Below are 12,736 nucleotides of genomic sequence, written 5' to 3' on the forward strand. Positions count from 1 at the left end.
TTTGGGCATAGCCCATGTGATTCATGAACAAAATGTTAGGCAATTTCTATATTCCGCCTTGCTACAGAAAAATTATTAACTTAAGTTAAAGATTTTCCGCAGTAAAACGGAGAAAAATCATCCTTAACTTTTTATCGAAGGTAAAAAAGTTCACCTTTTACGTGCACAGCATCGTAAAACCCTTCACCTTTCGCACAGCGAAAGCCTTAGTCTTTTAACGAACGAAGCAAGTTAAAACCCTTCACTTAAACCATATCTAATTTGCTCTTAATACTCTAAGTGAATTAACTACTGCTATGAGTGCTACTCCTGTATCAGCAAATACAGCTTCCCATATATTGGCATATCCAAGTGCTCCCAAAGTAAGAACTACAAGTTTTATTCCTATTGCAAATATAATATTTTGCCATACAACTTTGTTTGTCTTTTTAGCTATCTTTATAGCAGTATATATTTTATGAAGTTCATCATTCATTATTACAACATCTGAAGCCTCTACTGCTGCATCTGAACCAACGCTCCCCATTGATATTCCAACATCTGCCCTTGCAAGAACTGGCGCATCGTTTATACCATCTCCTACAAAAGCAATTCTAGAATCAGTTTTTTTACTGTACATATCTTCTATCTTTTGAACTTTATCCTGAGGTAAAAGTTCAGCAAAAACTTCGTCTATACCTATCTTATTTGCTACTATAGAAGCCGGTTTTTTATTATCTCCTGTAAGCATTACAGTTTTAACTCCAATAGCTTTTAATTCCTTAACAGCCTGTACAGCGTCTTTCTTTATATTATCTGAAATAACAATATATCCTGCATATACACCATCAACAGATGCATGCACAATAGTTCCAAAAACTTCATTTAAATCAATTTTAGAAACTTCTACTTTATTCTGTTCCATGAAATTAGCATTTCCAATACAAGCAGTTTTTCCAAAAATTTCAGCTTGTACTCCAAATCCAGATACTTCTTTATAATTTGAAATAATATCTTTTTTAATATCATCCTTATATGCACCACGTATTGAAATTGCTATAGGGTGATTTGAAAAGACTTCAGCATACGCTGCATATTTTAAAACTTCTTCATCAGAAAATCCATTATAAGCTTGAATTTTGTTGACATTAAATTTTCCTTCAGTAAGCGTTCCTGTCTTATCAAACACTACAGTATTTATATTTTTTAAAGCTTCAATATAATTTCCGCCTTTAACTAAAATACCTTGCTTTGAAGCACTTCCAATTCCTCCAAAAAAGCTTAACGGTACAGATAATATGATTGCACATGGACATGATGCTACAAGAAATACAAGTGCTCTATAAATCCAATTTGAAAATACTGCATTTTTTAGAACTAGTGGTGGTACAATTGCTAGAAATAAGGCAATACAAACTACTGCTGGTGTATAATATCTTGCAAATTTTGTTATAAATTTTTCAGTAACAGCCTTTTTAGAAGATGCATTCTCAACTAAATCAAGTATTTTTGATACTGTAGACTCTTTAAATTCCTTAGTAACTTCTATTTTTAAAAGTCCTTCTTTGTTTATAGAACCAGAAAAAACTTCACTGTTGATTTTCGCCTTCCTAGGAACAGATTCACCAGTTACAGCCGATGTATCAAGCATTGACTCTCCTTCTATAACAGTTCCATCCAATGGAACTTTCTCACCAGGCTTTACAAGTATTGTGTTTCCAACAGCAACTTCCTCTGGATTGACCCTATTAACATTCTCACCTTCTATAAGATTTGCAAAATCTGGTTTTATGTCCATAAGTGCCGATATAGATTTTCTAGATTTTTCAACTGCCGCATCTTGAAGAAACTCTCCTATTTGATAAAAAATCATAACAGAAACTGCTTCTGGATACTCTTTTATGGCAAAAGCTCCTATAGTAGCAACTACCATTAAAAAATTCTCATCAAATATTTGTCCTTTTCCTATATTTTTTATAGACCTTATTAAAACGTCTCCTCCAACAATAATATAGCTTATAACATAAAGGATTAAATCTATGGTTTTAGGAAATTTAAAAATATACGCTGCTATAAAGATTACAACTCCTACTGCAAACCTTATGATGTCAGCCTTACTTGTCTCTTCTTCCTCATGGTCATCCTTTGACATATCATTCAAATTAATAACCTTTACTTCGTCTTCGATACTTTTTACTATTCCTATTATTTTATTTTCTGTTACCTCAGCGTCACTTTTCTTATACATCTGTATTGTAAGCTTTTTTGTAACAAAATCTAAATTTACAGTCTCTATTTCTTCAAGTTCATTTACTTTGTTTTCTATTTTAGCTGCACAATTAGCACAGCAAAGCCCTTCGAGATAAAATTGCTTTTTTAGCGCACTACCACTTTCCATCTTTACCACTCCTAGCTTTGTTATTTTTCTCTTATATGCATAATTCCCATGTTAAATATACCTTTTATATGCTCATCATCTAGTGAATAATATACGACCTTTCCCTCTCTCCTATACTTAACCAGCTTAGCTTGCCTTAATATCTTTAATTGATGTGATATAGCAGACTGCTTCATGTTTAAAAGACAAGTTATGTCGCACACACACATTTCAGAATTAAATAATGCACATATTATTTTTATTCTTGTACTATCTCCAAAAATTTTAAATAAATCTGATAAATCACTAAGCTCTTCGTCTTCTGGCATAATCTCTTTTACTTTTTTTATAACATCAACGTGAATAACATTATTTTCACATTTAAGTGCATTTTCTTCTTCACTCATATGCTAACAACTCCTTATTGGTGAAATAATCATTCTAATGAACATATGAACATTTATTCATGTGTTCATATATAATATATCACCTTTGTCATTAAAAAACAATATAAAATTTATGTTTTTGTATCAAATTTTGAGAAAAAAAACATAATATAATTTATAAACTATATTATAAAAGAATGGTGATATAAGTTATGTGTGGTATTGCAGGATTTGTCAACTTTCAAAAAAATCTAACTGGATATAATAAAGTAATAGAACTTATGACTGACACTTTAAAAAAAAGAGGACCAGATTCTCATGGTTATTATATATCTAAAAACGCACTTCTTGGACATAGACGTCTTATAGTAGTAGACCCTAAAGGCGGAAACCAACCTATGATAAAATTGCACAATGGTAAAAAGTACATTATAGTCTATAATGGTGAACTTTATAACACAGAGGACGTAAGAAAACTTCTAATAAAAGCAGGCTATACTTTTGACTCTTATTCAGATACTGAGGTTTTATTAACTGCTTATATACATTGGGGAAAAGATTGTTTAAAACACATAAATGGAATTTTTGCATTTGGAGTTTACTCGGAAAATGATGAAAAAACTTTTTCTTGCCAGAGACCCACTTGGTGTAAAACCTTTATTTTATACCTTAAAAGATCACAATCTTATATTTGGTTCAGAAATAAAAACCCTTCTTGCAAATCCTTTGGTTGAACCAGTACTTACAGAGGAAGGACTTACTGAAATTTTTGCTTTAGGACCTGCAAGAAACCTTGGCAGTGGAGTTTTAAAGGATATATATGACGTTCCACCTGCTAACTATCTTGAATTTACCCCCCATTCCTTAGAGCTTCATGAATACTGGGAACTTACTTGCTATGATCATACGGAAAATGTTGAGGAAACGGCTGATCACATTAGAAGTATATTAGTTGATGCGATAAAAAGACAACTTTACGCTGATGTGCCAGTTTGCACTTTTTTATCAGGTGGTCTTGATTCCAGTATAATATCTGCCGTGGCAGCAAAAGAATTTAAAAAGCAAGGCAAAACTTTAAACACCTATTCCATAGATTATAAAGATAATGATTTGTATTTTAAAAATGATAATTTTGTAATAACCCCTGATAGTGTATGGGCTGAAAAAGTTCATCAGTTTATTGGAAGTAATCATCACAAGATAATAAACAACAATGCTGATTTAGCTCACGCTTTAAAGGAAGCAGTTGAAGCAAATGATATTCCAGGAATGGCGGATATAGATTCTTCTCTATATTTATTCTGCAAAGGTGTCAGAAAAGACAATATAGTTGCGCTATCCGGTGAATGTGCCGATGAAATATTTGGAGGATACCCTTGGTTTGTAAGAAAAGAAATGTTGGAAGCTAAAACTTTTCCTTGGTCAAGGTTTGTAAAAGAAAGAAGCAGTCTACTTTCTCCTGAATTTAAATCAATAAATCTTCAAGAATTCGTAGATAAAAAGTATAAAGAAAATTTAAAAAATGTGCCTTATCTTGACACCGATACCCCTTATGCACGAAAAATGAGGGAACTTGTATATTTAAATATAAAATGGTTTATGATAACGCTACTTACAAGAAAAGATAGAATGAGTATGGCTAATAGTCTTGAAGTTAGAGTTCCTTTTGCAGACTATAGACTAGTTGAATATGCTTATAATATTCCACCCGAGATGAGATTTTATGGTAATAGGGAAAAGGGCATATTGAGAAAAGCGGCTGAAGGTATACTCCCTCAAGATGTAATTGAAAGAAAAAAGAGTCCATATCCAAAGACCTTTGATCCTGGATATACTTCTATAGTTCAAAACTGGCTTAAAGAAATCATAAATGATAAAACCTCACCTATTTTAGATATAATAGATTTAAAAAATGTTAAAGAACTTGTTGAAACTGGAGGAACTTCATACAAAACTCCATGGTTTGGTCAGCTTATGAAAGGTCCTCAACTCATTGCCTATTTGATACAGCTAAATATTTGGCTTAAAGAATACAAGGTAAAACTTATTTAGATGATACCTGAAAGGCTAAAATTGTAAAATACTTAGATATTTCAATTGTCTGAGCATTCTTTCAGCGAGTAAACATGCACGGGGCATGGGCTAATATATATATGCGTAATACAAGTTAAAGAAGGATAATGGGATTATATCCCAAACCTCGTGTATGATCGTTATCCTTCTATACCCTGAGCAGGTACTCGCTTAAATTCACCACTTAGATTTATAGAATTTTTTTAACGCGACGAAGCATTGTTACTTTGCATACTGTCTACTTCTGGCTTTGCAGTTGTGCTTCCAATAACGTCCTCTGGTACACCCGTCATTTTCTCCACATTTTTAAAATACGATTCATATATTGCTCTAGCCACATTAGTTATTTGATTACCAAAACCTCCATCATATATTACAGTAGCAACTGCTATTTTAGGATTTTCTACGGGTGCAAAACCTACATAAACAGCGTAGGATGATCTTCTTATCTTCTCTTGAAAATTAAGTTCAAAAGCATCTGCAGTACCTGTTTTGCCTGCTGTAGTAAATGGTAATCCATCAAATTTGCCTGCAGCAGTACCTTCACTATTAACAAGTGCCATCCCCTCTTTTACCTTATCAAGAGTGTACTTACTAATATGAGTATCTTTTATAACTTGAGGATCACATTTAAATACTACACTTTTAGTGACAGGATCTGCTATTTCATCAACCAAATGCACTTTAAGCCTTTTACCCCCATTAGCTATTGTCGCAATGTAATTTGCAAGCTGTACCATGGTATAATTATCATATCCCTGCCCAATAGCTGCATTATGAATATTATATGGAGTAGCTCCAGAACTAATAGCATGTTCTACAACAGATTTAGCTCCACTCATTATAGCCGTCATGCTGCTATCTGAAATTGTAATACCACTGCTTTGTGCAAATTTACTTAAAACGTCAGAAAACTCTTTCTTATCAAATTTAGCATTTATAACATAGTCTCTTATTTTTGCTTTATCTCTGATTTTAAACTCGCAATAGAACTATTATCAGAACTATTAGTATGTAAATCTATTGATTGAGCTTTTTTATCATAGGCTTTATTCTTAAGATCATTCATTATTTCCCATGCTGCTTGTTGACCAAGGTTACTTCTTGTACTATAGGTATTAAAAGTCTGACCAAAATTCTCTTTAATCTCAATTCCAGTTGATGGATTGACTTCAGAATTTGGCTGTACTCCAAGCCCAAATTCCCATGCATACTTGGCTAGTATATCATATCCAGAAGCTTTCCTAAGCAATTCTGATACTGTCATAAAATATGGATTACTTGATTTTGCTATAGCATGAACTAAATCAAGTGTTCCAAGAGCTCCATCAGATTTAGTAAAGTCTCTTTTATCATTATTTCCATCATCGTAGTGTCCATTATCTTCAATTGTAAAAGAAGGATCTATTGTTTTAGTTTCAAGTCCAGCTATTGCAGTAAGCATTTTAAAAGTTGACCCTGGAGGAGTGAGTCCCATAGTAGGATAATCATACATTGGTTTTGGAAGATAATCATAAGGGTCTGTTCTTTTTCCTGTAGTCTTATCTACTGGAAACAATGTATCTATAAGATCGCTTGGAATCTTTAAATTCTTTATTTGATCTTCTACGGTTGGAAAATTTTTTTTCTTAACAGCATCGGAAATTCCATTTGGATCAGCAAAATCATTTGGGTTAAAGTTTGGTGACTGTGCGAGTGCTATAACACCACCAGTATTAACATCTATGGCTACTGCTGCTCCCCTCGTTGCATTTCCTGTGTAAGATCCATTTGTACCATTCCCCGGACTTTCCCTCAAATTCTGCATTGATTTTTCAAGTGCTTGCTCAGCAGTATATTGAACATCAGCATTTAAAGTAGTCTTTATATTTTGGCCCGCGTAAGAATCTTTACTTGCAAACTCATTTATTACTCTTCCACTTTTATCCACCTCTACAACCCTTCCTCCAGCAGTTCCCTTTAATCTATCTTCTTCTGCTGATTCAAGCCCGGATATTCCTATAAGATCAGAACTTACATCATATCCTCTTTCTGTGTACGAATCACTTTCATCATCGCTCGATGTAGATATTTTACCAATGTACCCAATAGCATTTGAAGCAAGCTTTTCATAAGGGTAATATCTTATAGGTTTTTCCTCAACATTTATTCCCGGAAGTTCATTTAATTTCTGGAGGAAGGTTATAGCTGTTTCCTTTTTTATATTGCTTGCAATATCAACAGGTTTATATCCAGAATAACTTTGCATTTGAACGGAATCTTTTTCAACCATAAATTTTCTTGTATCTTCCAAAGTACATTTTTTATTTACAGTTTTTCCATCTATAGTGAAACTATAAGAGTTAGGAATTTTATACGTTTTTTTAAGTTTGTCAAAAACATATTTAGCTGACACTTTCAAAGTATATTTATTTACATTAGATTGCTGGGCCTTAGTAAGTTTATTCCATTTTATATCACCATATAAAATTTTTTATTATGTTTGCTTTAATTCCCCTTTTACTTAAAAAACTTATTTTATCTGCCTTTACTTCATCTTCATCTGTTGTATTAAAATCAAAATAATAATCTGGTGTTACTTTAATTGGGAAATCGTCGTTTTTATTTTCCCCACACCTATTTAAAAGATAAAATACCTTTGCAATTGTAGTATAAAAGCTTTTTTCATTCGTATCCGTTTCCATGTAGGTTATATTATAGCTTTGATTGTTTGTTGCCAACTTTCTACCTTTTGAATCTGTTATTTCTCCCCTTGCAGCAGTTTCTTTTATAAATTTATGAGATTTTGTATTAGCCTGAGATTTGTATTCATCAGCTCGGACAACTTGAAGTATTACTAATTTTACACATATAGTAATAGCTACAATAAACACAATAAAAGTTAAAGCAGTAAACCTATTAAAAAAACTTTTTTTCTTATCCTTCATATGATTTTCTCCTATACACATCTTACATAAAATTTTGTTTAACCAAATATATACATATATTTATAATATACCACTTTTTAACCATTATTGGTAAAATAATTAATTTTATTTTTTCCTTGCACATTACGTTACGTTATGTGGTATTATACTTTATAGAGGTGAAAAACTTGAAAGAAGTATTTTATACTACAGGTGAATTTGCAAAAAAATCAGGTATTACTTTGAGAACACTTAGATACTATGATAAAATAAACTTACTTAAGCCATCATCGCATAATTCTTCTGGTCACAGATTATATTCAAAACATGATTTTCCTAAACTTCAAAAGATATTGACATTAAAATTTATAGGATTATCTCTTGATGAAATAAAAAATATAATGACTTCCGATGTCTACGATGAAAACTTAAGACGATCTCTTGAAATTCAAAAAGAGATAATGAAAAGAAAGGTTCACCACATAAATACTGTTATAAGTTCTATAGATGAAACCTTAGATATGCTGGACAATGAAAATGACTTTAACTGGCATAAATTTATAAACATAATTAACGTAGTTAATGAAGATAAAAAATGGCTTCTTCAATATGAAAATGCCTCAAATCTTAGAGCAAGAATAAAAATACATGAGCTTTACAGTACAAACAAGTATGGATGGATGAGCTGGTTTTTTGATGAGCTTACAATAAAACCGAAATCAAAAATACTTGAGGTCGGCTGTGGAGATGGTTCTTTATGGCTAAAAAACATAGAAAAAGTTCCAGGTGATTTAGAATTGACTTTAACAGACTTTTCAAGCGGAATGATTAAAGATGCTAAAAATAACCTTAAAGCTTTTAAGGGAAAGATTAAATTTAAGGTGGTAGATGTTCAAAACATTCCTTTTGACAACGCTACCTTTGATATAGTAATTGCAAATCACATGCTGTATCACGTTCCTGATAAAGAAAAAGCTCTTTCTGAAATATTTAGAGTTCTAAAAACTGGCGGTCAATTTTATGCTTCCACAGTTGGCAAAAGACATTTGCATGAAATGAGAGAAATTGCTGCAAAATTTGATCCTTCACTTTTATACTGCAAAAGCTGGGATGCTACTCAAAGCTTTCAACTAGAAAATGGTAATGAACTTATAAAAAATTGGTTTAAAGAAGCACAAATTAAACGTTATAAAGATAGTTTAGTTGTAACTAAGGCAGAACCTCTCGCAGAATATATTTTTTCCTTGCCTGAAATTAAAAGCTTACTTACAGATAAAAGAAAAATAATTAATTTCTTAAACTTTTTAAAAAACGAAATAGCTAGTACCAATGGAATTCATATCACAAAAGATACAGGATTCTTTAAAACAATAAAAAAATCTTAATTTGAAAGGAAGATAATCAATATGAAGAGTAATAACATTCCATTTTCACCACCGGATATAACAGATAAAGAAATAGCAGAGGTTGTAAAAGTACTTGAATCAGGTTGGATTACATCTGGGCCAAGAGTTGCAGAATTCGAAAAAAAGATTGCAGAGTACTGTGAAACAGAAAAAGCAGTTGCAGTTGCAAGTGATACTGCTGGAATGGAACTTGTACTAAAAGTAATGGATATAAAAGAAGGTGATGAGGTTATTACAACGCCTTACACTTATGCTTCAACTTCAAACGTAATATGTCATAGGGGAATAAAACCTACATATGTCGATGTTGCAAAGGACAGTTTTTTAATTGATATAAATAAAATAGAAGCAGCTATAACTCCAAAAACAAAAGCCATATTATCAGTTGATATAGCTGGTCTTCCTGTAGACTATGACGCAATAAGAGCTTTGCTAAAAAAAATTAATAGAGAGGATATTATTTTAATATCTGATTCCGCTCATGCCTTTGGTGCAAAATATAAGGGAAGAAAAGTTGGAAGTCAGGCTGATTTTCACATTTTTTCTTTCCATGCAGTAAAAAATTTGACCACTGCTGAAGGTGGTGCTGTAACATTTAATAATAATCATTTTCACGGCTTTGATGACCTTTACAAGGTATTTAAATACACTGCTTTAAATGGTCAAACAAAGGATGCTCTTGCAAAAACTAAGCTTGGTGCTTGGCAATATGACATTTTAACTGACGGCATGAAATGTAATATGACCGATATTCAGGCTGCTATAGGTCTTGTTCAACTTACACGTTATGAAGAAATGTTAAAGCATAGAGCAGCTTTAGTTGATTTATATGATAAAGCTTTAAGTGCTAAGCCTTGGGCTATTGTTCCATTTAAAAAAGACGCTGCATGTGAAACCTCTTATCATTTGTATTTACTTAGAATAAAAGATTTTACAGAAGAAAAGCGTAATAAAGTAATAGAAATGCTTGCTGAAATAGGAGTTCCTACTAATGTTCACTATACCCCTATTCCAATGTTTACTTATTACAAGTCAATTGGGTATTCTATTTCTGATTATCCAAATACATTTGATCAATACAAAAATGAAATTACTCTTCCTTTATATTCTACACTCTCACTTGAAACTGCAGAATATATTATAGGTGAAGTAATAAAAGCTGTTGAAAAAATAAAATAATTTAAAAGGAGTTTTATAACTATGAAAGTAGGATTTTATACGTCAAAAAGAGAATATGCCGAGAAACAAAATGAATTTGATACTGCTATTCATGATGTTCTAAAAGATGGAATATCAACCTTAGGACAGCAAGTAAAAGATTTTGAATCAGCTGTTAAAGAATTTACAGGTGCGAAACATGCAATTGGTGTTGCCTCAGGTACAGATGCCTTAGTTTTAACTTCTGACATACTTGGTTTTAAAGATGGAAAAGAAGTCATAACTTCACCATTTACCTTCCTTGCCTCTGCTTCATGTATTGCAAGACACGGTGGTAAACCTGTATTTGTAGATATAGATGAGGATACTATATGTATTGATGCTAATAAAATAGAGGAAAAAATAACTAAGAACACTGTTGGTATTCTTCCTATCCACCTTTTCAGTCAAGTATCTGATATGGATAAAATAATGGAAATTGCTTCAACCCATAATTTAAAAGTACTTGAAGATGCTGCTGAAGCATTTGGAATGAGATGGCAAGGAAAAGGAACTTCCATGAAGCACTCAGGAACTATAGGAGATTTTGGAGTATTTTCTTTCTTCCCAACAAAAACACTTGGCTGCTATGGCGATGGTGGCATGATTGTAACTAACGATGATAAATTAGCTGAGCTTGCTAAACAATATAGAGTTCATGGAGCTTCAAAAAAATATCACTATGATAATTTGGGCTATAACTCAAGATTAGATACAATTCAAGCTGCTATACTTCTTGTAAAAATAAAGTATATAAAAGATGCTATAAATAAAAGAGCAAAAATTGCTGATGTTTATAAAGAAAGACTTTCTGAATGCGAGCATATAAGATTCCCTAAAATTAAAGGAAACCAATCTCCTGTTTATTATGTATTTAATATATTAACAGACAAAAGAGATGAACTCGCTTCTTTCCTTAAAGAAAATGAGATTGGAACCAGCGTATATTATCCAATGCCTCTTCATCTTCAAAAATGTTTTGATTACCTCGGATATAAGAAAGGAGATTTTCCTATAGCTGAAAAAGTTTCAAAGGAAATTCTTGCACTTCCTATCTATCCTGAACTTACTTTAGATGAAGTAAACTATGTATGCGATAAAATACTTGAATTCTTCAAAAAATAAAGATGAGCGAAGGGTTTTTAACTTCGCTCTGCTCGTTAAAAGACTAACTTTTTTCACTTACATTACAAGTGAAGGGTTTGACATAGCTTCGCTTGTCAAAAGTGAACTTTTTCGGCTAAAGCCAAAAGTTAAGGTGATTTTTCTTCCGCTTTGCTGCGGAAAAATAATTAAGTTAAAGATTTTTCCGTAGTAACACATAGGAAAATTAACCTTAACCTTTTTACCGAAGGTAAAATCCTTCACTTTTTTCGCACAGCGAAAAAATTAGTCTTTTAACGAACATTGTGAGTTAAAACCCTTCACTATTATTTCTTGTCAAATTTCGATTTATATATTCTCCTCTTATCAAGAGACCATACTGGATCTGACATAGCTCCAGGTTCAGTATTTTCAAGAGCCTTCTGCATATCAAACATAGATGCATCCATATCATCAAGATGATGAAGCACCTCAGCTTCAGGGAACATTGGCTTTTTAGGGCTTCCATAATCTGCCTCATAATGATGTGATAAAACCATATGTTCAAGCATCATTGAAATTTCTTTATCTGCCCCAACCTTTTCAGCCGCCTTTTTTACCTTCTCAACTCCAAGAATTATGTGTCCTAAAAGCTGCCCTTCCGTACTATAATCAGTTACTATTCCGAGCTCTGAGGATATCATTTCTTCAAGCTTAGCCATATCATGAAGTATTACTCCTGCAAATATTAAATCACTGTTCAAAAACGTGTATACTTCACAAATTTTTTCTCCTGCTTTAAGCATAGTAGTTGTATGATATAATAATCCAGCCCTCACTGAATGGTGATTTTTTTAGCTGCTGGCCAATACATCAATTTATCTCCAGCTTCATCAATAACTTGAAATACAATATTTTTTATATCATCATTTTTGATTTTATCAGTATATTCAAGTATAAGTCCATACATATCGTCAGAGGTATATGGTGCTGATGGAACAAAATCAGATATTTGGACGTTATCTTCCTGAACTGCTTCTCTTATTTTATCAACCTTAAGTTGAAGATTATTTTGCCATTCAATCACTGCTGCCCTTACCTTAACTAAAGCATTAGCAGCATATTTATTTTCATCTTCTCCTTGAACATCCCACAGTTTTCCGTTAATATCTCCTGTTTTATCTCCAAAAGTAATATCAAGATATTTTTTATTATTAGAAGAAACTCTACACTCTACAGATTTTATTATAAAAAATCCTTCAATTCTATTACCAGATTTAAATTGATTTATTGTCTTTTTTTCCAAAAATACTCCTCCAATCATAAAGT

At 32.1% G+C, this 12,736-nt stretch carries 8 protein-coding genes and 2 pseudogenes; 4 read left to right on the plus strand and 6 right to left on the minus strand.

What is annotated here, in order from left to right; all coding sequences use genetic code 11:
• Nucleotides 1-256: 256 nt before the first annotated feature.
• Together AGR56_RS02540 and AGR56_RS02545 are read right to left on the minus strand one after the other, a co-directional pair.
• The gene (locus AGR56_RS02540) at nucleotides 257-2,377 is read right to left on the minus strand and encodes a heavy metal translocating P-type ATPase (RefSeq protein ID WP_053241018.1); all 2,121 of its coding nucleotides are present in this window, start codon (nucleotides 2,375-2,377) and stop codon (nucleotides 257-259) included.
• Between the two features lie 20 nt (nucleotides 2,378-2,397).
• Nucleotides 2,398-2,763, minus strand: a complete 366-nt coding sequence (locus AGR56_RS02545) for a metalloregulator ArsR/SmtB family transcription factor (RefSeq protein WP_053241019.1) — start codon at nucleotides 2,761-2,763, stop codon at nucleotides 2,398-2,400.
• Nucleotides 2,764-2,954: 191 nt separating this feature from the next.
• On the opposite strand from AGR56_RS02545, the pseudogene asnB reads away from it, so the two are divergent.
• Nucleotides 2,955-4,794: pseudogene (asnB, locus tag AGR56_RS02550) on the plus strand (asparagine synthase (glutamine-hydrolyzing)).
• Between the two features lie 224 nt (nucleotides 4,795-5,018).
• On the opposite strand, the gene AGR56_RS21160 reads toward asnB, so the two are convergent.
• From AGR56_RS21160 to AGR56_RS21170, 3 genes are all read right to left on the minus strand, one after another.
• Complete coding sequence (locus AGR56_RS21160; protein ID WP_242851265.1) at nucleotides 5,019-5,669, minus strand: penicillin-binding transpeptidase domain-containing protein; 651 nt, start codon at nucleotides 5,667-5,669, stop codon at nucleotides 5,019-5,021.
• Nucleotides 5,670-5,767: 98 nt separating this feature from the next.
• Nucleotides 5,768-7,210: a penicillin-binding transpeptidase domain-containing protein gene (locus AGR56_RS21165; protein WP_242851266.1), complete on the minus strand. Its 1,443-nt coding sequence runs from the start codon at nucleotides 7,208-7,210 to the stop codon at nucleotides 5,768-5,770.
• Between the two features lie 61 nt (nucleotides 7,211-7,271).
• Nucleotides 7,272-7,742, minus strand: a complete 471-nt coding sequence (locus AGR56_RS21170) for a hypothetical protein (protein WP_242851267.1) — start codon at nucleotides 7,740-7,742, stop codon at nucleotides 7,272-7,274.
• A 158-nt stretch (nucleotides 7,743-7,900) separates the two neighbouring features.
• Between AGR56_RS21170 and AGR56_RS02560 the strand changes: the two genes are divergently transcribed.
• The 3 genes from AGR56_RS02560 to AGR56_RS02570 are packed head-to-tail and all read left to right on the plus strand — an operon-like array spanning nucleotide 7,901 to nucleotide 11,449.
• Nucleotides 7,901-9,106 (plus strand): methyltransferase domain-containing protein, encoded by a 1,206-nt coding sequence (locus AGR56_RS02560; protein WP_053241020.1) that lies wholly within the window; start codon nucleotides 7,901-7,903, stop codon nucleotides 9,104-9,106.
• A 21-nt stretch (nucleotides 9,107-9,127) separates the two neighbouring features.
• Nucleotides 9,128-10,306: a DegT/DnrJ/EryC1/StrS aminotransferase family protein gene (locus tag AGR56_RS02565; protein WP_053241021.1), complete on the plus strand. Its 1,179-nt coding sequence runs from the start codon at nucleotides 9,128-9,130 to the stop codon at nucleotides 10,304-10,306.
• Between the two features lie 21 nt (nucleotides 10,307-10,327).
• Nucleotides 10,328-11,449, plus strand: a complete 1,122-nt coding sequence (locus AGR56_RS02570; RefSeq protein ID WP_053241022.1) for a DegT/DnrJ/EryC1/StrS family aminotransferase — start codon at nucleotides 10,328-10,330, stop codon at nucleotides 11,447-11,449.
• A gap of 305 nt (nucleotides 11,450-11,754) precedes the next feature.
• On the opposite strand, the pseudogene AGR56_RS02580 reads toward AGR56_RS02570, so the two are convergent.
• Nucleotides 11,755-12,731, minus strand: a pseudogene (locus AGR56_RS02580) (HD domain-containing protein).
• Nucleotides 12,732-12,736: the final 5 nt, after the last annotated feature.

It is taken from the genome of Clostridium sp. DMHC 10, from assembly GCF_001270375.1.
Classification (GTDB): Bacteria; Bacillota; Clostridia; order Clostridiales; family Clostridiaceae; genus Clostridium_S; species Clostridium_S guangxiense.

Bases quoted from the DNA above. Each gene is read 5' to 3' on its own strand.
- AGR56_RS02540 (WP_053241018.1), bottom strand. From the start codon at position 2,377: ATGGAAAGTGGTAGTGCGCTAAAAAAGCAATTTTATCTCGAAGGGCTT.
- AGR56_RS02565 (WP_053241021.1), top strand. From the start codon at position 9,128: ATGAAGAGTAATAACATTCCATTTTCACCACCGGATATAACAGATAAA.
- AGR56_RS21160 (WP_242851265.1), bottom strand. From the start codon at position 5,669: ATGACGGCTATAATGAGTGGAGCTAAATCTGTTGTAGAACATGCTATT.
- AGR56_RS02545 (WP_053241019.1), bottom strand. From the start codon at position 2,763: ATGAGTGAAGAAGAAAATGCACTTAAATGTGAAAATAATGTTATTCAC.
- AGR56_RS21170 (WP_242851267.1), bottom strand. From the start codon at position 7,742: ATGAAGGATAAGAAAAAAAGTTTTTTTAATAGGTTTACTGCTTTAACT.
- AGR56_RS02570 (WP_053241022.1), top strand. From the start codon at position 10,328: ATGAAAGTAGGATTTTATACGTCAAAAAGAGAATATGCCGAGAAACAA.